This is a genomic window from Streptomyces sp. NBC_00236 (genome assembly GCF_036195045.1).
GTDB lineage: Bacteria > Actinomycetota > Actinomycetes > Streptomycetales > Streptomycetaceae > Streptomyces.
This window is the reverse complement of sequence record NZ_CP108100.1, coordinates 552,443-578,108: the sequence shown is the minus strand read 5'-3', so window position 1 is coordinate 578,108 and position 25,666 is coordinate 552,443. Positions and strand designations below refer to the sequence as shown.

At 71.1% G+C, this 25,666-nt stretch carries 18 protein-coding genes; 13 read left to right on the top strand and 5 right to left on the bottom strand.

The annotated features are described in order from the left end of the window. The first annotated feature begins 115 nt into the window (after positions 1-115). A complete protein-coding gene (locus OG446_RS02570) occupies positions 116-1,180 on the top strand; it encodes a lactonase family protein (protein WP_328892466.1) in 1,065 nt (354 codons plus the stop codon). A gap of 146 nt (positions 1,181-1,326) precedes the next feature. Here OG446_RS02570 and OG446_RS02565 read toward each other — a convergent pair whose 3' ends face one another. Both OG446_RS02565 and OG446_RS02560 read right to left on the bottom strand, forming a co-directional pair. Beyond that, positions 1,327-2,250, bottom strand: coding sequence for a sirohydrochlorin chelatase (locus OG446_RS02565; RefSeq protein WP_328892465.1), 924 nt, complete (start codon positions 2,248-2,250; stop codon positions 1,327-1,329). An 80-nt stretch (positions 2,251-2,330) separates the two neighbouring features. Beyond that, positions 2,331-3,392, bottom strand: coding sequence for an N-acetylglucosamine kinase (locus OG446_RS02560; protein ID WP_328892464.1), 1,062 nt, complete (start codon positions 3,390-3,392; stop codon positions 2,331-2,333). A 158-nt stretch (positions 3,393-3,550) separates the two neighbouring features. On the opposite strand from OG446_RS02560, the gene OG446_RS02555 reads away from it, so the two are divergent. Continuing rightward, positions 3,551-4,228, top strand: coding sequence for a uracil-DNA glycosylase (locus OG446_RS02555; RefSeq protein WP_328892463.1), 678 nt, complete (start codon positions 3,551-3,553; stop codon positions 4,226-4,228). A gap of 81 nt (positions 4,229-4,309) precedes the next feature. Here the strand turns inward: OG446_RS02555 and OG446_RS02550 are convergent, their stop codons facing one another. The 3 genes from OG446_RS02550 to OG446_RS02540 all read right to left on the bottom strand — a co-directional run bounded on the left by OG446_RS02550 (position 4,310) and on the right by OG446_RS02540 (position 7,162). Further along, positions 4,310-5,398 (bottom strand): WD40/YVTN/BNR-like repeat-containing protein, encoded by a 1,089-nt coding sequence (locus OG446_RS02550; protein WP_328892462.1) that lies wholly within the window; start codon positions 5,396-5,398, stop codon positions 4,310-4,312. A gap of 131 nt (positions 5,399-5,529) precedes the next feature. Further along, the gene (locus OG446_RS02545; protein WP_328892461.1) at positions 5,530-6,057 is read right to left on the bottom strand and encodes a GNAT family N-acetyltransferase; all 528 of its coding nucleotides are present in this window, start codon (positions 6,055-6,057) and stop codon (positions 5,530-5,532) included. Positions 6,058-6,103: 46 nt separating this feature from the next. Continuing rightward, positions 6,104-7,162: a LacI family DNA-binding transcriptional regulator gene (locus OG446_RS02540; protein ID WP_328892460.1), complete on the bottom strand. Its 1,059-nt coding sequence runs from the start codon at positions 7,160-7,162 to the stop codon at positions 6,104-6,106. A 214-nt stretch (positions 7,163-7,376) separates the two neighbouring features. Here OG446_RS02540 and OG446_RS02535 point away from each other — a divergent pair, with 214 nt between their 5' ends. The 11 genes from OG446_RS02535 (at position 7,377) to OG446_RS02485 (ending at position 25,649) form a co-directional block, all read left to right on the top strand. Continuing rightward, the gene (locus OG446_RS02535; RefSeq protein WP_328898175.1) at positions 7,377-8,624 is read left to right on the top strand and encodes an extracellular solute-binding protein; all 1,248 of its coding nucleotides are present in this window, start codon (positions 7,377-7,379) and stop codon (positions 8,622-8,624) included. 2 nt (positions 8,625-8,626) lie between these two features. Continuing rightward, the gene (locus tag OG446_RS02530) at positions 8,627-9,556 is read left to right on the top strand and encodes a carbohydrate ABC transporter permease (protein WP_328892459.1); all 930 of its coding nucleotides are present in this window, start codon (positions 8,627-8,629) and stop codon (positions 9,554-9,556) included. A 4-nt stretch (positions 9,557-9,560) separates the two neighbouring features. Further along, the gene (locus OG446_RS02525; RefSeq protein WP_328892458.1) at positions 9,561-10,454 is read left to right on the top strand and encodes a carbohydrate ABC transporter permease; all 894 of its coding nucleotides are present in this window, start codon (positions 9,561-9,563) and stop codon (positions 10,452-10,454) included. 51 nt (positions 10,455-10,505) lie between these two features. After that, on the top strand, positions 10,506-12,920 hold the full coding sequence (locus OG446_RS02520) for a glycoside hydrolase family 3 N-terminal domain-containing protein (protein ID WP_328892457.1): 2,415 nt from the start codon (positions 10,506-10,508) through the stop codon (positions 12,918-12,920). A gap of 154 nt (positions 12,921-13,074) precedes the next feature. Further along, a complete protein-coding gene (locus OG446_RS02515; protein WP_328892456.1) occupies positions 13,075-14,172 on the top strand; it encodes an endo-1,4-beta-xylanase in 1,098 nt (365 codons plus the stop codon). A gap of 97 nt (positions 14,173-14,269) precedes the next feature. Next, positions 14,270-17,455, top strand: coding sequence for a glycosyl hydrolase 115 family protein (locus tag OG446_RS02510; protein WP_328892455.1), 3,186 nt, complete (start codon positions 14,270-14,272; stop codon positions 17,453-17,455). A 32-nt stretch (positions 17,456-17,487) separates the two neighbouring features. After that, positions 17,488-17,871, top strand: coding sequence for a hypothetical protein (locus OG446_RS02505; RefSeq protein WP_328892454.1), 384 nt, complete (start codon positions 17,488-17,490; stop codon positions 17,869-17,871). A gap of 81 nt (positions 17,872-17,952) precedes the next feature. Then, positions 17,953-18,225, top strand: a complete 273-nt coding sequence (locus OG446_RS02500) for a DUF1876 domain-containing protein (protein WP_219572999.1) — start codon at positions 17,953-17,955, stop codon at positions 18,223-18,225. A gap of 122 nt (positions 18,226-18,347) precedes the next feature. Further along, on the top strand, positions 18,348-19,445 hold the full coding sequence (locus OG446_RS02495) for an NADH:flavin oxidoreductase/NADH oxidase (protein WP_328892453.1): 1,098 nt from the start codon (positions 18,348-18,350) through the stop codon (positions 19,443-19,445). 253 nt (positions 19,446-19,698) lie between these two features. Beyond that, the gene (locus tag OG446_RS02490) at positions 19,699-22,137 is read left to right on the top strand and encodes a GH92 family glycosyl hydrolase (RefSeq protein WP_328892452.1); all 2,439 of its coding nucleotides are present in this window, start codon (positions 19,699-19,701) and stop codon (positions 22,135-22,137) included. A gap of 218 nt (positions 22,138-22,355) precedes the next feature. Next, the gene (locus tag OG446_RS02485; protein ID WP_328892451.1) at positions 22,356-25,649 is read left to right on the top strand and encodes a LamG-like jellyroll fold domain-containing protein; all 3,294 of its coding nucleotides are present in this window, start codon (positions 22,356-22,358) and stop codon (positions 25,647-25,649) included. Positions 25,650-25,666 lie beyond the last annotated feature (17 nt).

Genomic DNA, 25,666 nt, shown 5'->3' with positions numbered 1-25,666 from the left:
CGCACCCCTGCGTCCGTACCCCTGGTCCGGACCAAATGGCAGCACTGCTACGGTCGCCGCGGAAGATCGCGGCGGCCGTCGTCGTCGCGATCAGTCGGCGGAGAGAGGCAGTGCGGTGGACAGCAGCAACGGTGCCGGGCGGGCATTCATCGGGTCGTTCACCTCGGCGGGCGGGCGCGGCATCACCGTCGCCGCCGTGGACGAGGAGACAGGGGCGCTCACCGTCCTCGGTACGACGGACGCCGTACCCGATCCCTCGTACCTCGCGCTCGGCCGGGGCCCCGGAGGCGCGGTCCTCTACGCGGTGAGCGAGACGGAGAAGGGTGCGGCAGCAGCCTTCGATGCCGGGCACGACGTTCCGAGGCCCCTCGGGGAGCTCCGGCCGGTCGACGGCGACGGTCCGACCCACATCGCGCTCGCGGGCGGCCATGCGGTCACCGCCAACTACGGCTCCGGCAGCGTCACCACCCTGCCCGTGCTCGCCGACGGTTCGCTCGGCGCGGCCGCCTGTGTACGTGCGCACGAGGGCAGCGGTCCGGTCGCCGAACGCCAGGAGGGGCCGCACGCCCACCAGGTCCTTCCCGATCCGTCGGGCAAATGGGTGCTCAGCGTCGACCTCGGCACCGACTCCGTACGGATCTGTGTGCTCGACCCCGACACCGGGCAGCTGCGGCCGCACGGCGAGACGGCGCTGCGGCCCGGTACCGGCCCGCGCCATCTCGCGTTCCACCCCGCGGGCGGCCACGCCTATGTGCTGAACGAGCTGGAGCCCACGGTCACGGTGTGCCGCTGGGACGCCTCCACCGGCGCCCTGGAGGCCATCGGCGAGACGCCCGTACTGCCCGACGGGGCGAGCGGTGACGCGGGCCCCGCGAGCTATCCGTCCGAGGTCGTCGCCGCGCACGACGGCCGGTTCCTCTGGGTGGCCAACCGGGGCCACGACAGCATCTCGGTACTCGCCCTCGATGCCACGGGCGAGCAGGTGTCCCTGGTCACGACCGTGAGCTGTGGCGGGCACTGGCCGCGCGACCTCGCCCTCGACCCCACCGGCCGGCGGCTGTACGCCGCCAACGAGAGGTCGGGGGACGTCAGCTGGTTCGCCGTGGACCAGGAGACCGGTGTCCCGGCGCCGGAAGGGTCCCTGGAGGCCCCTGCGGCCTCCTGCGTGATCTTCGGCTGAGGAGCCGAGGAGCCGAGGGCGAGGCGCCGACGAACGGCGTATGCCCCGGGACCCGCCGGCGGGTCCCGGGGCATACGTCTGTCACGGGCGGTCCATGCGCGCCGTCCGTCCCGCTCCCGCGACGGACGGCGCACCCGGCTCCCGGATCAGATCGTCTGGGCTCCCTGCGCCACCGCCGGAGTGATGCCGAGCGAGGACATGTACATCGACAGCACCAGCTTGCCGATCGCCGGGTACGCGCCGAGCGGCTCGGCGCTCGCGCAGCCGGCCTCCTTCACCGCGGCGTCCAGCATCCCGTCGGCCACCTCGGGGCCCACCAGATAGGGCGCCACGGCCAGCTGCAGCGAGCCGGACCCCTTCAGCTGCTCGGCGATCGAGGCGACCGAGCCCTCGACGTCGAGGGCTGCGGCCATCACCGGTACCGCGAGCCGGGCGGCCAGGAGCATGCCGGTGATCCCCGCCGCCTGCACGGCCTCCTCGCCGCCCACGGTGGCCAGCACGATGCCGTCGGCGGCCGTGGCCACGGTGAACAGCCTCGCGCGGTCCGCACGGGCCAGGCCGGCCTCGGAGAGGCGTACGTGCAGCGCCTCGGCGAGCAGCGGGTGCGGGCCGAGCACATCGGTCAGCTCGGCCGGAGCCAGGCTGTCCTCGATCGCGCGGCGTATCCGCTGGACCAGCGTGTTGTCGGGCCCCGCGAGCAGCGGCACCACGACGGCGGCCGGGCCCTCGGGCTCGGCCACCTCACGGCCGACGGCCTTCGCCTGCTCGAAGCGCGCGATGCGCTCGGCGGCGGCGTGCGCGAGAACGGACGCAAGAGTGGGGTACTCGGCGTCGTCGCCGTCGAGGTAACCGATCAGGGCGTTCAGACCGGGCAGCTCGGAGCGGGCGATGCTGATGACCTCTTCGGCCAGACTGCGGCTGGCCGGGGAGGGGGTACCGGGAACGGCGAGAACGAGCGCGGCAGCGCCCTCAGGTGCGACCACGGGCTCCGGGCGGCGGTGCCGTCCGGACTGGCGAGGTCGCGGCATTCGTACAGGCAGGCCGGAAGCGGGCCCAGTGGGGGTGCTCATGGCGCCGCATGCTACTGGTTTTGGGTACCTCGCTGCTCAGGGAGGGGCCGGTCGAGCGTTGTCTGTCCGCATTTATCCGATCAGTGGCTTACCGGTCGACTGCCCTGCTCTGTCGCCCCTCGGGAGGTGCCGGATTCCGGCGGGGACACGGTGACCCGGAGCAGCGTGGGGTGGAGCGGCAGCCGAAGCCCGTCGGTGGCGAGCGCCTGTGCGATGCGCAGCGAACCGGTCAGCGGATCACCCGAACCGGGGACCGCCCGTGCCTGCGGCAGCTGTCGCGCCAGCTCCTCGCGCAGCGGTGCGAGCAGCGGCTCGCCCATGCGGAACAAGCCACCGGTCAGCGCCACTTCGCTCTCCGCGCCCTCCGCACCCACCTGTGGGCACACCGCGGCGGCGGCCTCGGCGATGTGCCCGGCGGCGTCACGGAGGATGGCTTCGGCGACGGGGTCGTGCGTCGCGCACGCGGCCACCTCGGGGGCGAACGAGGCCAGGACCGCGGGCCGGTCGGTACGCGGATAGAGCAGGCCGGGCAGTTCCGGGGCCGGGCCGAACACGGCCTCCAGCCTGGCCAGCAGTGCCGGGGAGCCCCCGCGCCGCCCGTCGTGGGCGCGCATCGCCGCGTCGAGCCCGGCCCGCCCGATCCATGCGCCGCCTCCGCTGTCGCCCAGCAGATGCCCCCAGCCGTCGGCCCTTCGCCACTGCCTGAGATCCGTTCCCAGCGCGATCAGGCCGGTACCGGCGGCCACGACCGCGCCGGGCCGTTGCCCGACCGCTCCGGCGTACGCCGTCACCGCGTCGGCGGCCAGTGCGAGCCGCCGCAGACCGAACGCGTCCGCCAGGGCCGAGGGCAGTTCGGCGCGCAACTGGTCGCCCAGGGTGGCCATGCCGGCCGCCCCGATCGCGGCGGCGGCGATCCGGTCGCCTCCGCCGTGCCGGGCGAGCAGGCGCCGGACGGTGGGCAGCAGCTGATCGAGGAGATGGGCGGCGTCGATACCGGCGGGGCCGGTCCGCACCGGCTCGGCGCACTCCGCCGTGGCCACGGGGCCTTCTCCGGCCACGGCGCCCAGCGCCACCCTCAGCCCGGAACCGCCCGAGTCGACGCCGAGGACGTACTCCCCGGCCGCATGCCCGTGTGACTCCATGGAGCGGCTCCCGTCAGCAGAGGAATGACGGCGGCAGCCTATCGCCAGGCCCTCCGCGACGAGCCGGAGGTGTTGCGACGGGCCGCCCCCGTGCCGCACGGTCACCGCAGGTGGGGGAGGGGCGGGACACCTGTCGTTACGCCGGTAGGGTGAGACCCGTGACAGCGCGACCGTTGAACGAAGTTGTGGAGCCCGGCTGGGCCCGGGCGTTGGCCCCCGTGGCGGGACGCATCGCCGAGATGGGGGACTTCCTGCGGGCGGAGGTCGCGGCAGGCCGTACGTATCTGCCGTCGGGGGCGAACGTGCTGCGCGCGTTCCAGCAGCCCTTCGACGAGGTACGTGTGCTGATCGTCGGTCAGGACCCCTACCCCACACCGGGGATGGCCATCGGGCTGAGCTTCGCGGTCGCCCCCGAGGTCCGTCAGCTTCCGGGGAGCCTGGAGAACATCTACCGCGAGCTGCACACGGACCTGGGGCTGCCCCGCCCGTCGAACGGCGACCTGACCCCGTGGACGCGGCAGGGCGTGCTGCTGCTGAACAGGGCGCTGACGACCGCACCCCGCAAGCCGGCCGCCCACCGGGGCAAGGGCTGGGAAGAGGTCACGGAGCAGGCCATCCGGGCACTGGTCGCGCGGGGCACCCCGCTGGTGTCCATCCTGTGGGGCCGCGACGCCCGCAACCTCCGGCCGTCGCTGGGGGACTTCCCGGCGATCGAGTCCGCCCATCCGTCCCCCATGTCGGCGGACCGCGGCTTCTTCGGGTCCCGTCCCTTCAGCAAGGCCAATGAACTCCTGGCGCGCCAGGGGGCGCAGCCGGTGGACTGGCGCCTTCCGTAGCCGAGGGGGCGGGCCCGCCGGTGCGTGGCCCGGTCCCACCGGATCCGGGCCCGCCGGCGGCGCGATGCTCCCCCGTCCCGGTCACCCGCCGATCGTGGCCGCCCGGACGCACAGGACGTCAGGCAGGTGCGAGGCGAGCTGCTGCCAGCTGTCCCCGTCGTCCGCGCTCGCGTACACCTCTCCGTTGCGGTTGCCGAAGTACACACCGGCCGGATCGGCGTCGTCCGTACAGAGCGCGTCGCGCAGCACCGTGCCGTAATGCGCGCCGTCGGGGAGCCCCGAGGACAGCGGCTCCCAGCTGTCGCCCCCATCGGTGGTCCGGAAGACGCGGCAGCGGTGGTCGGCCGGCACCCGGTCGGCGTCGGCGTTGATCGGGAAGATGTACGCCGTGTTCGCGCGGTGCGGGTGCGCCGCCACCGCGAAGCCGAAGTCGGAGGGCAGACCCGCGCCGATGTCCGTCCAGCTGCCCCCGGCGTCGTCGCTGCGGAACACACCCCAGTGGTTCTGCAGATAGAGCCGGTCGGGATCGACGGCGTCCCGGCTGACCTTGTGGACGCACTGACCGAACTCCGGGTCGGGATCGGGCAGGAAGACCGCCGACACCCCCCTGTTCGCCGGGGTCCAGCTCTCGCCGCCGTCCGCCGTCCTGAAGACCCCGGCGGTGGAGACGGCGACCGTGACCGACCGCGGGTCCCGCTCGTCCGTCAGTACCGTGTGCAGGCCCTCGCCGCCGCCGCCCGGCACCCACTTCGAGCGCGTCGGATGCTCCCAGAGCGGGCGGACCAGCTCGAACGACTCGCCCCTGTCCTGCGAGCGGAACAGCGCGGCCGGCTCGGTGCCCGCGTACACGACATCCGGCGCCTCGGGGCCCGCCGGGTGCAGCTGCCAGACCCGTTCCAGCGACGTCCCGGTGAACTCCGGGAACTTCACGGCCGGTTGCGCCGGCTCGACCCAGCTCGCGCCCAGGTCGTCGGAGTGGAAGACGGACGGGCCCCAGTGCGCGCTGTCGCCGCCCACCAGCAGCCGGGGAACGTCACCGCGCTTGTCGATGGCGATGGAGTAGATCGCCTGTGCATTGAAATGCGGATCGCCGAACTCCCATGCCCCACCGCTCCTGCGGCCGATGAAGAGCCCCTTGCGGGTGCCGACGGTGAGCAGAACATCGGTCATGACCGAACCTCCCGAAACGTCGTTGTGCCGGATAGGCGCCAGTCTGCACCCAGCCACTGACAGTGGCGCGCAGGACAGCTCCGGACACCGCCGCATTCGCGGCCGGCGACGGGTTTCGGGAGCCCGGACCCTCAGTGCCCCGGACCGGGCGCCTTCGGACGCGTGAGGAGGCGGGTCGTGCTCCCGTCGTCCTCCCTGATGTCACGGACGTGGCGGAATCCGATCCGGGTCAGCAGGGCGAGCGAGGCCTTGTTGGCGGCGTCCACCGTCGCGTGCACCTCGGCCAGGCCCAGGGTGGCGAAGCCGTGGGCGACCAGCGTCTCGGCGATCTCGGTGCCCAGTCCCTGCCCCCACGCCGCGGGGGCCACGGCGTAGACGATCTCGTGGCCGTCCACGCCGGGGGTGGGGGACGGCTTGATCTCCGCGTGCCCGACCGCCCGCCCGTCGTGCCGCACCACCCAGACGCCGAACAGGTCCTGTGCGTACACCTTCGTGAAGAGCCGCCGGAACAGGGCCCGGTCCTCGGCCTCCTCGTCCACGCCGTCGCCCATCCAGCGCCCCACCCGGGCGTCCTGGAAGAGCGCGACGAAGTCTTCCTCGTCGGTGGGTGTGTACGGCTCCAGCACCAACCGCGGAGTCCGCAGGACAGGGGTCTTCATGCCGCGCGACGGTACCGACGCCCGAACGCGGCCGCAACCGAGTTGATCAACGTCCGGGGGCCGCCGTGCTGTTGCGTACGACCAGGTTGGTGGCCAGGTCGACGCGGGTGGTCGCGGGCTGCCGGCCCCGGCCGAGGTCGAGGACCAGCCGGGCCGCGGTCTCCGCCATCTCTATGAGCGGCTGGCGCACCGTGGTCAGCGGCGGCCCGATCCACCGGGTGAGCGGCAGGTCGTCGAAGCCCACCACGCTGAGGTCCTCGGGGATGCGCAGTCCGAGCTCGCGCGCGGCCTCGTACACACCGAGCGCCTGAAGGTCGTTCCCGGCGAAGATGGCGGTCGGCCGGTCCGCCATGCTCAGCAGCTCCATGCCCGTGGTGTATCCGGCCTCGTGCTGGAACTCGCCCTCGCGGACCAGGGCGGGGTCGATCGGCAGGCCCGCGGTCTCCAGGGCGGCACGGTAGCCGTCCACCCGGGCGCGGCTGCACATCATGCGCGACGGGCCGCTGATCACCCCGATCCTGCGGTGCCCGAGCCCGGTGAGGTGGCGGGTGGCGGCGAGCCCGCCCTGCCAGTTCGTCGTTCCGACCGACGGGACGTCGTCGCCGGGGTCGCCGGCCGGGTCGACCACCGCGTACGGGATGTTCCGGCTGGTGAGCTGGGCGCGCTGGGCGGCGGTGAGGTCCGACAGGACCAGGATCACCCCGACCGGCCGACGGGCCAGCACGCCGTCCACCCAGGTCTGTCCGGGGGTGAGGCGGCCCGCGCTCTCCGACAGGACCAGACTCAGGCCCTCCTCGCGCGCGACGTTCTCCACCCCGCGCACGACCTCCATGGCCCAGGCGCTGTCCAGCTCGTGGAAGACCAGATCGATCAACTGCGACTGCGTCGTGGAGCCGCGTCTGCGGCGGTAGCCGTGCAGGAGCAGCAGCTCCTCGACCTTGGTGCGTGTGCCGGGGGCGACATCGGCCCGTCCGTTCAGCACCTTCGAAACTGTCGGAGCCGAGACTCCGGCCGCTCGGGCGATTTCCGCCAGCGTGGCGGTGCCGTCCGGCGACTCGCCGGCAGGCGCATTCTCCTGATGTGACTGGACGTTTGCGGGGCTCATACAGGGAATCGTAACTGCCCGCCGCAAGGAGGGAGGGGTGGGCCCCCAAGGAAAATTCCCTCGGCCGACCCTCTTGACTGGCCCGAAACACGACCGTACGGTTCCGGCAACATTCGCAAGCAGGGCCGAAACATTCGACAGAGGTGCGGTCATGGGGTCGGGAATTTTCACTCAGAGTACGCGTGCGGCGAGATTGACCGCGGCCGGTGCGGCCATGGTCATGGCGGGCGTGCTTGCGGGCTGCGGGTCGAACGGCGGCAGTGGTGGTGACGGTGGCACCCTCACCGCGTACGTCTACGGCGACGACGCGGTCAAGGTCCAGCAGGCGGCGGTCGAGGAGTTCAACAAGACCTCGAAGGTCAAGGTCAAGCTGGTCCCGGTACCGGGCACCGAATACGTCAACAAGCTGCGGAGCGCCATGGGCTCTCCGAGCGCGCCCGACATCTTCTTCAACTGGGGCGGCGGCTCCATCAAGCCGTACGTCGACGCCAAGCAGCTGGTCGACCTCACCTCGACGGTGAAGAACGACGCCACGCTCAAGGCCGGCTTCCTGCCCTCGATCGTCACCGCCGGTGGCCTCGACGGGAAGACCTACGGCATCCCCATGCGCGGCATGCAGCCCGTGATGCTCTTCTACAACAAGGCCCTCTTCGCCGAGAACAACATCGAGCCCCCCAAGACGTGGGAGGACCTCCAGAAGGCCATCACCACCTTCAAGGGCAAGGGCATCACCCCGTTCGCTCTCGGCGGCTCCGACAAGTGGCCCGAGCTGATGTGGATGGAGTACCTCCTGGACCGGATCGGCGGCCCCGACGTCTTCCGGAAGATCCAGAACGGCGACTCCTCCGGCTGGGGCGACCCGGCCGTGCTCAAGACGGCCCAGACCGTCAAGCAGCTCGTCGACGAGGGTGCCTTCGGCAAGAACTTCAACTCCGTCGACTACGGCAACGGAGGCGCGCCCACCCTGCTCAACAAGGGCAAGGCCGCCATGCACCTGATGGGCTCGTGGGAGTACTCGACCCAGCTGGGCAAGGCGCCCGAGTTCGCCAAGAAGGACCTCGGCTGGACGGCGTTCCCGACCGTGGCCGGCGGCGTCGGTGACGCGGCGAACGTGGTGGGCAACCCCACCAACTACTGGTCGGTCAACGCCCGCACCAAGCACAAGGACGCGGCCATAGCGTTCCTCAAGACCATGGCGTCCAAGACCTACGCCCAGGCCCTGGTCGACAACGGTGACGTCCCGACCACGTCGAACGCCGCCTCCATGCTGAGCGGTTCGCCGAACCCGCAGTTCGCCACCGACCAGTACGACATGGTCCAGAAGGCCCCGGACTTCACACTCTCCTGGGACCAGGCACTGGAGTCCAAGATCGCCACCCCGCTGCTCACCGAAATCAGCAAGCTGTTCGCCGGTAAGTCGACCCCCGAGCAGTTCGTCGCCGCGATGAAGGCCGTCAAGTAAAAATGTCCCACGTCTCTTCGTACAAAAAGGTGCGTGGAGGAAGGAAGGCGGCCGTCGGCAACGTCGGCCGCCCCCCGGTCGCCTGGGCCGTGCCCGGCATCCTCTTCTTCGCCCTCTTCGCGATCGTCCCACTCGCGATCGCCGTCTACCTCTCCTTCTGCCAGTGGGACGGGCTGAACTCCCCGACACCCGTCGGCACGGACAACTGGACCCGGCTGTTCAAGGACCCGGAGTTCCGCCAGGCCGCGTGGCTCAGCCTGCTCCTCACCACGATCAGCTGGGCGTTCCAGACCCCGGTGGCGCTGCTGCTCGGCGTCTGGGCGGCGGGCAGGCAGCGCAGCCGGGCCGTGCTCTCGGCGGTCTTCTTCATCCCGCTGCTGCTCTCCACCACGGCCATCGCCATGCTGTTCCACGCGCTGCTCGACCCCAACTTCGGCGTCATCAAGACGATCGGGCCCTGGTTCGGGATCGATCCGAACATCATGGGCTCCTCCACCGGCGCGCTGCTCACCGTGGCATTCGTCGGCGGCTGGCAGTTCATGCCGTTCCACACCCTGATCTACCAGGGCGGCACCCGGCAGATACCCCAGGTCCTGTACCAGGCCGCGGAGATCGACGGCGCCGGCATGCTCCGCCAGTTCTTCCACATCACCCTGCCGCAGCTGCGCAACACCATCACGACCTCCTCGGTCCTGATGATCGTCGGCTCGCTGACGTACTTCGACACCGTGCTGATCATGACCAAGGGCGGCCCCGGCACGGACACCACCGTGCTCCCGTACCTCATGTACCGGACCGGTTTCCAGACCTACGACCTCGGTTACGCCGCGGCGATCGCCACCGCCCTGGTCGTGGTGGCCACCGCCCTGTCGCTGATCCTGGTCCGCTTCAGCGGTTTCGGGAACATGCGGTCCACCCGGGAAGGTATGTGACGAGATGTCAATCGACACCCGCCCCGTGGCACGCCCCACGTCGCCCGTGACCCGGAGCCGGCTGGCCGCCGCCCGGCGCCGCCGGAAGTGGGGCAACCCCCTGGCCGGCCTGGGCTCGCTGGTCTGGCTGCTGCTCGTCATCGTCCCGCTCTACACACTGGTCTCCTCCTCGCTCATGCACCAGGACGAGGCCCTCAACGGCGAGCCGCTGGCCGTCCCGACGGACCCGACGCTCGAGAACTACCGCACCGTGCTGGACAGCGGCTTCTCCTCGATGCTCACGAACACGGCGATCGTCGCCGTGGCCACCGTCGCCATCGTCCTGCTGCTCGCGGTGCCGGTCGCCTATGTCGCGGTGCGCACCCGCAGCCGGCTCTCCTCGCTCGCCTTCCGGACCTTCCTGCTCGGCGTCGCGATTCCGGCGCAGGCGGTGATCGTGCCGCTGTACCTGCTGATCAGCAAGATGGGTCTGTACGACAGCCTGCCGGCGATCATCCTGCCGACCGCGGCGTTCGCGATGCCGGTCGCCGTACTGATCCTCAGCGGCACCATGCGTGACGTCTCCGAGGAGATGTACGAGGCGATGGCCCTCGACGGCGCGACGCCCCTGCGGATGCTGTGGCAGCTGGCCATCCCGATGTCCAAGGCGGGCATCAGCACGGTGGCCATCTACACCGCGCTGCAGGCGTGGAACGGCTTCCTGTTCCCGCTGATCCTGACCCAGTCGGAGGAGAACAGGGTGCTCACACTGGGCCTCTTCAACTTCATGTCCCAGTTCGGGGTCAACGTGCCGGCCGTCCTGGCCGCGATCGTGCTCTCCGTCGTGCCGATCTTCGCCGTGTACCTCGTGGCACGCAAGGCGCTGGTCAACGGACTGATGGGGGTGGGCGGCAAGTAGCACTCCACGCCGCCCCGGACCACCGTACTCATGAGAGGAACCCCTGCCCCCATGGCAATCCCCGCTGTCCCGCACGCCCGCAGCACCGAAGCGGCCCCGGCCGTCGACGGCCCCTGGCGCGACCCCTCCCTCACCCCGGAGGAGCGGGTGGCCGACCTGATCCCCCGGATGACCCTGGAGGAGAAGACCGCCCAGCTGTACGGAATCTGGGTGGGTGCCGACGCCGAGGGCGACGGGGTCGCCCCGCACCAGAACGACATGGTCGACGATGTCGACTTCGACGACCTGACCACGCGTGGCCTCGGCCAGCTCACCCGGCCGTTCGGCACCGCCCCGGTCGACCCCGGCGTCGGGGCCCTCGCCCTGGCACGTGCCCAGGAACGGATCGCCGAGGCCGGCCGCTTCGGCATCCCCGCCCTCGCCCACGAGGAGTGCCTGGCGGGCTTCACCGCCTGGGGCGCGACCGCCTACCCCGTCCCGCTGTCCTGGGGTGCGGCCTGGAACCCGGACCTGGTCGCCGAGATGGCCCGGCGGATCGGCGCCGACATGCGGGCCGTCGGGGTCCACCAGGGCCTCGCGCCCGTCCTGGACGTGGCCCGCGATCTGCGCTGGGGCCGGGTCGAGGAGACCATCGGCGAGGACCCCTATCTGGTGGCCACCATCGGCACCGCATACGTGCGGGGGCTGGAGTCCGCCGGAATCATCTCCACGCTCAAGCACTTCGCCGGATACTCGGCCTCCGCCGGCGCCCGCAACCTCTCGCCGGTCCGGGCCGGGGCCCGTGAGATGGCGGACGTGATCCTGCCGCCCTTCGAGATGGCCGTGCTGGAGGGCGGGGCGCGTTCGGTGATGCATTCGTACGCCGAGATCGACGGTGTGCCCGCGGCCGCCGACCCGGCCCTGCTCACCGGACTCCTGCGCGACACCTGGGGGTTCACCGGCACCGTCGTCGCCGACTACTTCGGCATCGGCTTCCTGGAGACCCTGCACAAGGTCGCCGCCGACCGCGCCGGCGCCGCCCGGCTGGCCCTGGGTGCCGGAGTCGACGTGGAACTGCCCACCGTCCGCAGCTACGGCGACGTCCTCGTCGCCGCCGTCCGCGAGGGGGCGGTGGACGAGGCGCTCGTGGACCGCGCCCTGCGCCGCGTCCTGCTCCAAAAGTGCGAGCTCGGGCTGCTCGACCCGGACTGGTCGCCGCTGCCCGCCGCGCTGAACGGCGCGGACCCCGAGAAGGCCCGCGACACCGTCAACCTCGACCCGCCGGAGAACCGGGCCCTGGCCCGGCAGCTCGCCGAACAGGCCTGCGTGCTGCTCGCCAACCCCGGCGGCACGCTGCCGCTGCGGAACCCCGGGCGCGTCGCCGTGGTCGGGCCCCGCGCGGACGACGCGCTGGCCATGCTCGGCTGCTACTCCTTCCCCAGCCACGTCGGCGTCTCGCACCCCGAGTTCACGATGGGCATCGACGTGCCGACGGTGCTGGACTCGCTGCGCGGGGAGTTCCCCGGTTCCGCGGTGGACTTCACGGCCGGCTGCGAGGTGGACGGCACGGACACCTCCGGGATCGCGGAGGCCGTCCGGCTGGCCCGGGACTCCGATGTCTGTGTCGCGGTGCTCGGCGACCGGGCCGGTCTCTTCGGCCGCGGCACGTCCGGCGAGGGCTGCGACGCGACCGATCTCTCGCTGCCCGGCGTGCAGGGCGAGCTCCTCGACGCCCTGCTGGCGACCGGCACCCCGGTGGTCCTGGTGCTGCTGACGGGCCGCCCGTACGCGCTGGGGCGCTGGGCGGACCGGACGGCGGCGATCGTGCAGGCCTTCTTCCCCGGCGAGGAGGGCGGCCCGGCGCTGGCAGGCGTGCTCTCCGGCCGGGTCAACCCCTCCGGCCGGCTGCCGGTGGGCGTTCCGCAGGGGCCGGGCGGTCAGCCGTGGACGTATCTGCAGCCGCCGCTGGGGCTGGCGAGCGGGGTCAGCAACCTGGACCCGACACCGCTCTACGCCTTCGGGCACGGGCTGTCGTACACGACCTTCGACTGGGAGCAGGGCGATCCGGCCCCGGTCGAGATCCCCACCGACGGCTCCGCCGACGTCGAGGTCACGGTCCGCAACACCGGGGAGCGTGACGGGGCCGAAGTCGTGCAGCTCTACCTCCACGACCCGGTGGCCCAGACCACCCGGCCGCAGGCACGGCTGATCGGCTACGCCAGGGTCCCGCTCGCCGCCGGTGCGGCGGCCAGGGTCCGGTTCCGCTTCCACGCGGATCTGGCGTCCTTCACCGGCATCGGCGGCCGTCGCGTCGTCGAGCCCGGCGCGCTCGAACTGCGGCTCGCCGCCTCCAGCGACGCGGCCGACGTCCGCCGGACCCTGCGGCTCCGGCTCACCGGCCCCGAGCGCATCGTCGACCACCGGCGGCAGCTCGTCTGCGGCACCTCGGTCGAGGACGCCCCCGTCCCGGAGCCGGCCGTGCGCTGACCGGCTCCGCCCGCACAGCCGCACCATCCCCTTCGTGAACCTCCCCACCGACTGTGGGGAGGTTCACGAAACTTTCGAAGCATCTTCATCGAACGTGCGTCGATTCCGGCATGCAGATCCCGGAGGAAGCGCACCCACCGAAAAGGGATATGTCATGCGCAAGACAACACGTGCCGCCATGATCGGCACCGCCGCCGCGGCGCTGCTCGTCTCCTCCTTCACCCTCAGCGCATCAGCGGCCCCCGAGCACTCCGGCTCCCACGGGAAGCCGAAGCCCCCCGCCGCCGACACCCTGGGCGGTCTCGGCCTGCGGGCCGACCTGCGCATCGGTACCGCGGTCGACATGGCGGCCCTTGCCGCGGACGCGCCCTACCGGGCCAAGGCGGCGAGCGAGTTCACCTCCGTCACCCCGGAGAACGTCATGAAGTGGGAGGTCGTCGAGCAGGAGCGGGGCACCTACGACTGGGCCGCAGCCGACGAACTGGTCGATTTCGCCAGAGCCAACGGACAGCTGGTGCGCGGCCACACCCTGCTCTGGCACAACCAGCTGCCGGCCTGGCTCACCGAGGGCGATTTCAGCGCCGACGAGCTGCGCGCCATCCTGCGCAAGCACATCACGGACGAGGCCGGCCACTTCAAGGGCCGGATCTGGCAGTGGGACGTCGTCAACGAGGCCTTCAACGACGACGGCACCCTGCGGGACAGCATCTGGCTGCGGAAGCTCGGCCCCGGCTACATCGCGGACGCCTTCCGCTGGGCCCACCAGGCCGACCCCAAGGCCAAGCTGTTCATCAACGACTACAACATCGAAGGCGTCAACGCGAAGAGCACGGCGCTCTACGACCTGGTCGTGGAGCTGCGCAAGCACCGCGTGCCGATCGACGGCGTCGGGATCCAGGGGCACCTCGCCGTCCAGTACAACGCCCCGCACGACATCGCCGACAACATGAAGCGGTTCGACGACCTCGGTCTGGAGACGGCGATCACCGAGGCCGACGTCCGCATCCCGATGCCCTCCGACAGCACCAAGCAGGAGGCGCAGGCGGAGGGGTACGACGTGCTGCTGCGCGGCTGCCTGCTCACCCGCCACTGCACCGACTTCACCGTGTGGGGCTTCACCGACAAGTACTCCTGGGTGCCCGACACCTTCGAGGGGGAGGGCGCGGCCAACCTCTTCGACGAGAACTACACGGCCAAGCCCGCGTACAAGGCCCTGACCCAGGACCTGAAGCTCGCAGCCGGCCGGAACTGACGGGCGGCGACGGCCTCCGGCGGCCCCGCGCCGGAGGCCTCGTCCGGGCACCCCATCCACCCCTTGTGGCACGAGTACGAACAACGAGGAGAGCAGCATGGACGACAACGTCCCGCAGTACGCCGGCCGCAGAGCGGTGCTGGGGCTCGGGCTGGGTCTCACCGCACTCACCGCGACCCCTCTCGGTTCTCTCCTCGGCCTGTCCGCCGAGGCGTCCGCGAACGGTCACGGCCCGGCGGCGCGGCCGACCGACCCCGGCGCGTACATCTCGTTCACGCCCCGGCGCGGCAGCTTCGCACTCGTCAGGAACGGGCGCGCGGCCCCGATCCTCGTCAGCGACCGCGACTGGGCCGGCGTCGTCCGGGTGGCCGGAGACCTCCAGAGCGACATCGAACGGGTCACCGGCGCCCGCCCCGTCCTCTCGCACGGCGCGGCGCCCAAGGGCCGCGAGATCACCATCATCGGCACCGTGGGCCGCAGCCCGCTGATCGACGGACTCATCGCGCGGGGCAAGCTCGACGTCTCCGGGATCCGGGGCAAATGGGAGACCAGCCTCCAGACGGTCGTCGACCAGCCGCTGCCCGGGGTGGAGCGCGCACTCGTGATCGCGGGCAGCGACCAGCGCGGCACGATCTACGGCACGTACGACGTCTCGCGCGGCATCGGTGTCTCGCCCTGGTACTGGTGGGACGACGTCGCGCCCGTTCACCGGGACGAGATCCACGTACTGCCCGGCAGGCACACCCAGGGCACCCCGGCCGTCAAGTACCGCGGCTTCTTCATCAACGACGAGAACCCGGCGCTCGGCACCTGGGCCCCCGCCTACTTCGGCCCCGGCAAGGCGCCCGGCTTCGAGGGCGGCTTCAACGCCGACTTCTACGCCAGGATCTTCGAGGTGATGCTGCGCCTCAAGGCCAACTACCTCTGGCCCGCCGTCTGGGGACGCGCGTTCGCCGAGGACGACCCGCTCAACCACGCCACCGCCAAGGCGTACGGCGTCGTCATGGGCACCTCGCACGAGGCCCCCATGATGCGCGGCATCGAGGAGTGGAACCGCCACGCGGTCGCGGCGGTACGCGACAGCGCGGGCAACATCACCACCCCCGGCCACGACCCGTACGGCGGCACCGGCGAGTGGTCCTTCCGCCGCAACGCCGAGGCGATCAAGGCCTACTGGGCCGACGGCATCCGCCGGATGAAGGACGAGGACTTCGAGGGCGTCGTCACCCTCGGTATGCGCGGCAACGGCGACGTCAGCCTGCCCGACGGCGACGGCATCGAGCTGATGACCGAGATCATCGCCACCCAGCGGGAGCTCCTGGCCGAGATCTCCGGCAAGGACGTCACCACCATTCCGCAGGTCTGGACGCTCTACAAGGAGGTCCAGCACTACTGGGACCGCGGACTGCGGGTCCCCGACGACGTGACGGTGGTGCTCACCGACGACAACTGGGCCAATGTCCGCAAGCTGCCCGACCTGAAGAACGATGCCCGCGAGGGCGGCTACGGGCTGTACTACCACTTCGACTACGTCGGGGTCGGCCGCAACTACAAGTGGGTGGACACCGCCTCCCTGCCCAACATGTGGGACCAGCTCCACCAGTCCGCCGCCTACGGGAACCACGGACTGTGGATCACCAACGTCGGCGACCTCAAGGGCAACGAACTGCCCACGCAGTTCTTCCTGGAGTACGCCTGGAACCCGGAGCGGTGGCCCCTGGACCGGCTGCCCGAGTGGGAGGAGCGCTACGCCCGGCAGAACTTCGGTGAGAGGCAGGCCGCCGCGATCGCCTCCGTCCTGCGTGCCTACTCCCGGCTCCAGTCGCGCCGCAAGCCCGAACTGCTCAACCGGAAGATCACCCTCGACCCGGCCAAGGACCCCGCCAAGGACAGCTCGGCGATCGTGTACGACGACGAGGCGACCCCGTTCAGCATCGTCGACTACCGCGAACTGGAGCGCGTCACGGAGGAATGGCGACAGCTCGGCGAGGAGGCCGAGCGGGTCGGACGCCGGCTGCCGGCCACCGCCCAGGACGCCTGGTTCGAACTGGTCGGCTACGAGGTGCAGGCCACCGCCAATCTCTACGCCCTGCGCGAGGCGGAGTTCACCAACCTGCACTACGCCGCCCAGGGCCGGGCCCGCGCCAACGATCTGGCGGCCGCCGCCGAGGCCCGGCTCGCCGACGACCTGGCCCTGGCCGACCGTTTCAACACGCAGGTCGCAGGGGGGAAGTGGCAGGGCTTCCAGACCCAGCCGCACATCGACTACGGCGACGTGGCGCGCTACGGCCCGAACGCTCCCTGGCAGCAGCCCGAGATCAACAACGTCGCGCTCAAGGACGTCCTCTTCCCTGCCGTCAAGCGCATCGACCTGCCGGCCGGCGCCGAGATGGGCGTCGCCGTCGACGGCTCGGCCGCATGGTGGCCGCACGAGCAGGGACCGGCCGTACTGCCCGTCTTCAGCCCGTACCAGAGCCAGCCCGCCCAGTACATCGAGGTGTTCAACCGGGGCCGCGCCCCGTTCGACTACCGCGTGCGCACCGGTGCCTCCTGGCTGACCGCGGACCGGGTCCGGGGCCGCGTCGAGCAGCAGGACCGGATCACCCTGCGCGTCGACTGGGCCAGGGCCCCGAAGGGGGTCACCGAGGTGCCGGTCACCGTCAGCGGGCCGGACGGGGCCGAGGTCGTCGTCACGGCGGTCGTCGACCGTCCCGCACTGTCCCGCTCGCGCCTCGACGGCTTCGTCGAGGCCAACGGGTACGTGTCCATCGAGGCCGACCACTACAGCCGGGCCGTCGAGGGCGGCGGGATCAGCTGGCAGCGCATCCCGGACATCGGACGGACCGGCGCCGGCATGGAACCCTTCCCGGTCACCGCGGCCCGCCGGACCCCCGGTGGCGGCAGCCCCCGGCTGGAGTACCGCGTCAGCCTGTTCACCACCGGCCCGGTCACGGTCCACGCCTATCTGTCGCCCCGCAACAACCCGCTGCCGACCGACGGGCTGACGTACGCGGTCTCCTTCGACGACGCCGCACCGCAACCGGTGAACGTCACGAAGGTGACGGGGGCCGACGACGGGACCATGAACGCGCAGTGGGCCCGCAACACCTCCGACAACGTCAACGTCACCAGCACGGAGCACCACATCGCCGCCGCCGGAGTGCATGTGCTGAAATTCTGGATGGTCGACCCGACGGTGGTGCTGCAGAACCTGGTGGTCGACACCGGCGGCCTCAAGCCCAGCTACCTGGGCCCGCCGGAGAGCCTCCGGCTGCACCGATGAGCCCGGGGTCCGGGCAAGGGAGAGCAGAACGAATGACGCGTGGCAACGACGACAGCGGTGTGCCGGCCGGCCGCCTGGAGGCGACCCCGGCCGGTGAGGGCGTCGCGATCAGGGTCGGCACACCGTCGGGAGACCTCTCGCTGATCTGCACCCCGGCCCGGGCCCGGGAACTGGCCACCGCTCTCGGCCTCGCGGCGGACGAGGCCGAGAGGGCGGGGTCGGCCGGCCCGGTCACGGTCAGGGCGGACGAGCTGCGCCGCGGGGACGTACGGGACGGCGACCGTGCCATGACCGTGGACTCCGTCCGGACCGATGGGGCCACCGCCCACATCACCTGGAAGTCGGGCGCCGGACGCAGCTGGAACCAGTCGTACGACGCCGGCGTCCGCATCACGCTGCGCCGCCGCGGGCGGTAAGCCGGTCCGAGGCCTCGCCCCGCCGCGCACGGCCGCGGGGCGAGGCGCACCCTGGAGGAGAAGGCTCCGGAGGTGAGCGCCATGACACAGACGGCTGTCGGATGGCACATCGAGCTGGAATTCGAGGAAGACACCCACCGCACCCGCGCGGCTGCCCTGGTGCGGCTCTCCGACGGGAGCGAGGTCCGTGCCCACGGCTATGCCAGCCGCCATCCCTCCGACTCCGAACAGCCCAGGGTGGGCGAGGAGATCGCGGGGGCCCGCGCACTCAACGAACTGGCGATGAAGCTGTTGACCAAGGCCCACGACGAGATCGACGAGGCGTCCGGCCGCACGTCGTACCCGCTGACCTGACGCGCGCCGCGCCGGGCTTCGTCCCGCAGCCTTGTACGAGAGGCGTCGTAATTTGACGGACGTCGTAGTACGGGATGTATCGTACTAGCGATCCTTCCGTACCCGGCGAAACGGAGTCCGTCGTGAGTGCCCTTTTCGACCCCTTCACCCTGAGGTCGCTCGTTGTGCCCAACCGGGCATGGATGGCACCCATGTGCCAGTACTGCGCCGCGGTGGAGGGGCCCGAAACGGGTGTGCCCACCGACTGGCACTTCGCGCATCTCGCTGCCCGCGCCGCCGGCGGCACCGGACTCATCCTCACCGAGGCGACGGCCGTCAGCCCCGAGGGGCGCATCAGCCCGGCCGACCTCGGCATCTGGAACGACACCCAGGTCGCCGCCTTCCGCCGCATCACCGACTTCGTGAAGGGGCAGGGATCGGTCATCGGGATCCAGCTGGCCCACGCCGGCCGCAAGGCTTCCACCGCTGCCCCCTGGGCCGGCGGCGGACCCGTCGGGCCCGACGCGCACGGCTGGACCCCCGTCGCCCCCAGCCCGCTGCCCTTCGACACCGGCTACCCCGTGCCGCACGAGCTGACCGTCGACGAGATCCAGGCGGTCGTCGCGGACTTCCGTGAGGCCGCGCGCCGGGCCCTGGAAGCGGGCTTCCAGGTCGTCGAGGTGCACGGGGCGCACGGCTACCTCGTCGGCCAGTTCCTGTCGCCGCACAGCAACCACCGCACCGACGCGTACGGCGGCAGTTACGACAACCGCGTCCGCTTCGCCCTCCAGGTCGTCGACGCGGTCCGGGAGGTGTGGCCCGAAGAGCTGCCCGTCTTCTTCCGGATCTCCGCCACGGACTGGCTCACCGAGAACGCCGAGGACGAGCGCGAGGGCTGGACCGCCGACGAGACCGTACGGCTGGCCGGGGAACTCCGCGCGCACGGCGTCGACCTCCTGGACGTCTCCACCGGCGGAAACGCTCCCCGCGCACGCATCGCGACCGGCCCCGGATATCAGGTTCCCTTCGCCGAGCGCGTGAAGCGGGAGACCGCGCTGCCCGTCGCGGCCGTCGGTCTGATCACGGACCCGCAGCACGCCGAGAAGATCCTCACCGAGGGCAGCGCGGATGCCGTGCTCCTCGGGCGCGAACTGTTGCGCAACCCGTCCTGGGCGCAGCACGCGGCGCGCGAACTGAACGGGCGCGCGCACGCCCCCGAGCAGTACGCGTACGCGATCTGACCGCACCCGCTCCGCCCTCCTCGCGCCCCGGCCCGCCGTCTCCCTGCGGCGGGCCGGGGCGCGAGGAGGGGCGATTGCGTACGGGCCGTCCGGATCGCGGCATCCGTTCACCGTGCATTCATCCGGGATGACAGCTGGGGCATTCCCTCCCGCGCTGCGGGGACCTACGCTCGGCCGCGTATCGATCACGTGGTCACGGGCCGCGAGCCGGCCTCTGACAACGTTGTCCGAACCCCCCTGGAAGGTACGCGACATGCCCCCCAGACCGCTGACCGCGCCCCGGCGCCTCGCCGCGCGAACGGCCGCCCTGGTCGTCACCGGCGCCCTGGCCGGCGCCGTGCTGCCCGCCGCCGCAGAGGCCGCCGCGCCCGTCACCCGCCCGACCGCCTACGTGGATCCGCTGATCGGCAGCGCCAACGGCGGCAACACCTTTCCCGGCGCGACCCTCCCGTACGGCATGATCGCCTGGTCGCCGACGAGCACCACGGGTGACCAGACCAGCACCGGCGCCGCGAACGGCTACGAGTACGGCGTCACGCGACTGCGCGGACTGAGCCTCACCCACGTCAACGGCGCCGGATGCAATCCCGGGGCGGCCGGTGACATCCCGATCATGCCGTTCGTCGGGGACGTCACGTCGTCGCCGTCCGCCGACACCAAGGACGCCGTCTACGCCGCGGACTTCTCGCACGACAACGAGCGCGCAGTCCCGGGCCGCTACACCCTCGGCCTCGACTCCGGAGCCACGGCCGACCTCGCGGTGAGCCGCCGCGCCGGCGTGGCCGACTTCGCGTTCCCGGCGGGCAAGCCGGCCAACCTCCTCTTCCGGGTCTCCAATTCGCTGAACGGCAGCGAGGACGCCCAGGTCCGGATCGACACCGCACACCGCAAGGTCACGGGCTCGGTGCTCACCGGCGCCTTCTGCGGGCGGCGCGCCAACGGCGGCACCAACAACCGCAGGAGCTACTACCGCCTCTACTTCACCGCCTCCTTCGACCGTGCCTTCTCCTCCACCGGCACCTGGAAGGACGGCACACTCGCCCCCGGCTCGACCGAGGGCAGCGGCGGTGAGGGGTACGCGACGGGCGCGGAGCGTGCGGGCCGGGGGTCGGGCGGCTGGGTCGGCTTCGACACCGGCACGGACAACGACGTCCACATGCGGATCGGCATCTCCTACGTCAGCCAGGCGGGCGCCGAGGCCAACCTGCGCAAGGAGATCGCCCCGCGCGCGGGCGTGGACGACGTGGCGGCCGCCGCGAGCCGCACGTGGGACCGGGAGCTGAACTCCGTACGCACGGGCGGCGGGACCGAGGACCGGCGGACGACGTTCTACACCGCGCTGTACCACTCGCTGATGCAGCCCAACCTCATCAGCGACACCGACGGCCGCTACCCCGGCATGGACGGGGCGGCCCACCGGATCGGGCGCGGGCAGGGGGCGCAGTACAGCAACTTCTCCGGCTGGGACCAGTACCGGGCCCAGATACAGCTGCTGGCCCTCCTCAAACCGGAGATCGCCGGGGACTTCGCCCAGTCGCTGTACAACTTCGCCCGGCAGAACGGCGGGGTGTGGGACCGCTGGGTGCACATCAACGGTGCCACCCACGTCATGACCGGCGACCCCACCGCGGCCACCCTCGCCACGTTCTACGCCATGGGGGTGCGGAACTTCGACTACGAGGGCGCGTACGAGTCGCTGGCGCGCCAGGCGACCGTCCCCGTCGACGACGGGCTCTCGGACGCCGGCTGCCCGGGCCAGTGCACCGGTCAGCGGCCCAATCTGGCCCAGTACCTGAAGTCCCACTACGCGCCGCAGGACGTCTGCCACTGCTGGGGCGGCGCCGCCGAGACGCTGGAGGACGCGGTCGCCGACGCCGCGCTCGGACGCTGGGCGGAACTGCTCGGGCGTGACGAGGAGGCGGAGGCGTTCAAGGAGCGCGGCGGCTGGTGGCGCAACGTGTACAACCCCGGCGCCGCGGACGGCGCAGGCACCACCGGCTACATCCAGGCGCGCAACGTCGACGGCTCCTGGGTCACGCCGTTCAGCCCGGGCAGCGACCGCGGCTTCGCGCAGGGCACCAGCGCCACGTACACCTGGATGGTTCCGCAGGACGTCCAGGGCCTCGCCCGGGCGATGGGCGGCCGCGACGTCGCGTCGCGGCGGCTGGACGCGTTCTTCCACAAGGCGGACGGCTCCTGGTCGGTGAAGGGCGGCGACGCGGTCCGCTACGACCCGACCAACGAACCCGGCATCCACGCCCCCTGGCTCTACAACGCCCTCGGGCAGCCGTGGAAGACCCAGGAGACCGTACGCGAGATCCTGAACACGGTCTACGGGACGGGGCCGCGGGGCCTGCCGGGCAACGACGACCTGGGCACCATGTCCGCCTGGTACGTCTTCTCCGCGCTGGGCCTGTACCCGCAGGCGCCGGGTGGCGGCGAACTGCTGCTGGGCGCCCCGCTGTTCCCGAAGGCGGTGATCGACCGGCCGCACGGCAGGGACATCACGATCACCGCACCGGCGGCGGACGCGGCGCATCCGTACGTCGACGCGGTGACGGTCGACGGGCGTGCCCACGACCGGTCGTGGACGGACGCGAGCCTGCTGACCGGGGGAGGGAAGCTGGCCTACCGGCTGTCCGGTCAGGCCAACACCTCCTGGGCCACGGACCCTTCGGGGCTGCCGCGGTAGTCGTGGCGTGACGCTGCGCCAGATTTCCGCGTCCCGTACGCGGGGATCCGGCGCAGGCGTCGGCCCGTCGGACCCGCTCGATTTATATCGTTGAAAATTCTCCGTGCACGACTGTTGTTTTGCGTTTGATGCTGTGGCTCAATGTTCGATTATGTGCTGTGCCTCACAGGTTCGAGGCACTTCAGCCCTCTCGACAGGACGACGCCTTGAGACGACAAATGCCCCGATCCCGCACTGTGTTGAGAACGGTGGCCTGCGCCGCCGCACTCCTGATTCCCGTCGGCGCCACGCTGGTCCCGGCCGCGGCGGCCACTCCGGCCACGGCCGCCTCCGCCACTGGGGCCACGTTCGCGGCCGGCGACCCGGCGTCGGCCGTACACGGGCTGAAGGGCGAGTACTACAGCATGTCCGCGCCCGGTGCGCGGGACTTCGGCACGCTCGGCGGTGTCGCCCTGGAGCCGCAGATCAACTTCCCGGGTCTCACCGGAACTTTTGAGTCCACCACCGGCCGGACCGAGAACACCACCGCCCGCTGGACCGGCAACATCACGGCCCCGGAGGACGGCGACTACACCTTCGCCGCGAGCGGCGACAACGGCTTCCGGCTCTTCATCGACGGCGAGGTGGTCATCGACCACTGGGAGCCGGACTGGGACAACGAGCAGACCAGCAAGCCGGTCGCGCTGAAGGCCGGGGAGCCCCACACGTTCAAGCTGGAGATGTTCCAGGACACGGGTGGCGCGAACATGTTCCTGCGCTGGTCCAGTGCGACGCTGGCCCGGCAGATCGTGCCCGAGTCCGCGTTCACACCGCCGGCGGACTTCGAGGTCTACCCGGTCGGCCTGAGCGTCGCCGACGACGGCCTGACGCTCCAGGCGGTGTTCGAGGACGAGGTCAGCGACTTCGCCACGCTGAAGGACCACCTCGGGATCGAGGCGGACACCTCGCCGATGCCGGTGAAGTCCGTCGTCCGCACGCCCGGCAACCCCCACGCGCTGACCGTCACCCTGACCGCGCCCGTCCTCAAGGGCCAGCAGGTCCGGGTCGCGTACGACGGAGAAGCAGGCCTTGCGGTGGGCGGCGAGACCGTTCCGCAGATCAGCCGCAGCGCCCGGAACCTGTCCACGCACCGGCTGACCACGGCCTTCGGCGACAAGGTCGACCGCGACCACCCGCTGCCGGAGTACCCCCGGCCGCAGCAGGTCCGCGACGACTGGAAGAACCTCAACGGGTCCTGGGAGTTCGCCGGAGCCGCCGCGGGCGAGCAGCCCGTCTTCGGGAAGAAGCTGGGGGAGCGGATCACCGTGCCGTACCCCGTCGAGTCGCAGCTCTCCGGTCTTGAGCGCCACGAAGACCACATGTTCTACCGGAAGCTGGTCACGGTCCCGAAGAACTGGTCGGTGAAGGGCGGCAAGGGCGACAAGAGCGGCAAGAGCGGCAAGGCCAACCGGCTGAAGCTCAACTTCGGCGCCGTCGACTACGAGGCCCGCGTCTGGGTCAACGGCAAGCAGGTCGCCGAGCACACCGGCGGCTACACCGCCTTCAGCGCCGACATCACCGACGCGGTCAAGGGCAGCGGCCCGCAGGAGATCGTCGTCGCGGTCACCGACACCACCGGTGCCGACCAGCCCACGGGCAAGCAGTCGGCCAACCCCGGCGGAATCTTCTACACCGCCTCGTCCGGCATCTGGCAGACCGTCTGGATGGAGCCCGTCGCCCCGGCCGCGGTCGACTCCCTGACGACCACCCCGGACATCGACAAGGGCCGGCTCGCCCTGACGGTCAACTCCGAGGACGCCTCGACGTCCGCCCGGATCACCGCCGTCGCCCGTGACAAGAAGGGCAAGGTCGTCGGCAGGGTCACCGGCCCGGCCAACCGCGAGCTGAGCCTCCCGGTCGCGAAGCAGCACCTGTGGACGCCCGACGACCCGTACCTCTACGACCTGAAGGTCACCCTCGACGACGGCCGGTCCAAGGACACCGTCGACAGCTACTTCGGCATGCGGTCCTTCGGCGTCGCGAAGGTCGGCGGCTACCAGAAGCTGGTCCTCAACGGGAAGCCGTTCTTCTCCCTCGCCCAGCTCGACCAGGGCTTCTACCCCGACGGCCTGAACACCGCGCCCAGCGACTCCGCCCTGCTCTTCGACCTGAAGGCGCAGAAGGACCTCGGATTCAACTCGGTGCGCAAGCACATCAAGGTCGAGCCCGCCCGCTGGTACTACCACGCCGACCAGCTCGGACTGCTGGTCTGGCAGGACTTCGTCTCCGGCAACATCACCGGTGAGAAGGGCCAGAAGGCCTTCCTCGACCAGGGCGCCGAGATGATGAAGCAGCTGCACAACTACCCGTCGATCGGTGCCTGGATCGTCTTCAACGAAGGCTGGGGCGAGTGGGACCGCACCGAGACCGGAAAGATCACCGAGAAGGTCCAGGCCGCCGACCCCTCCCGCGTCGTGAACGCCCACAGCGGTGTCAACTGCTGCAACTCCAAGGGTGACTCGGGCAAGGGCGACATCATCGACCACCACGACTACAACAACACCGACCCGGCCTTCCCGGACGACAACCGGGCGGCGATGGACGGTGAGCACGGCGGCTTCACCCTGCGGTCGCCCGGACACATGTGGCCCGGTGCGCCCACCGCGATCTACAGCGGTGTCGCCGACAAGGCCGCGCTGACCGCCAAGTACGTCGAGAACACCCGTAAGTACTACCTGGAAGCGGCCGGTGCCGAGCTCTCCGGCTCCATCTACACCCAGGTGACCGACCTGGAGAACGAGCTCAACGGCCTCTGGACGTACGACCGCCGTGAGATCAAGGTCGATCCGGCCCCGGTGCGCAAGATCAACCAGGAGGTCATCGCCGCCGGCGCCGCCGCCGGTGAGCGGGACGAGATCAAGGGCGGCGGCGCCTGGTCCCTCGACGAGAACAAGGGCACCAAGGCCGCCGACAGCGGGCCGAACCACAAGGACCTCACCCTCTCCGAGGGAACGTCCTGGACGCCCGGTGTGCACGGCTCGGCGCTGAAGTTCAACGGCGAGGGTCAGTACGCGCAGACCGACGGCCCGGTCCTCGACACCACCGGTGACTACACCGTGTCGGCCTGGGCGTCGCTGGACGCCCTTCCCGGCAACTACGCCACCGTCGTCAGCCAGGACGGCCGGCGTCAGGAGAACCCGTTCTACCTCCAGTACGGACAGGGTGCGTTCGCCTTCTCCACCCCCGGTGGTCACCGGGCCCGGCTGGAGATGAAGCCGGAGCTCGGCCGGTGGTACCACGTGGTCGGTGTCCGCAGCGGTGACGAGATCAAGCTGTACGTCGACGGCAGGCTTGCCGCGACCTCGGCAGCCGGGACCGCCGATGTCAGCACCGGCGCCCTGTCCGTGGGCCGCGCCAAGTGGTCCGGTGGCAACACGGACTTCTGGAACGGTTCCGTCGACCAGGTCTCGGTGTACGACAAGGCCCTGACCGCGGACGAGGTGAGCGCGCTGCACGACACCGTGCAGCCGTAGTCCCGGGCCGTTCGTGA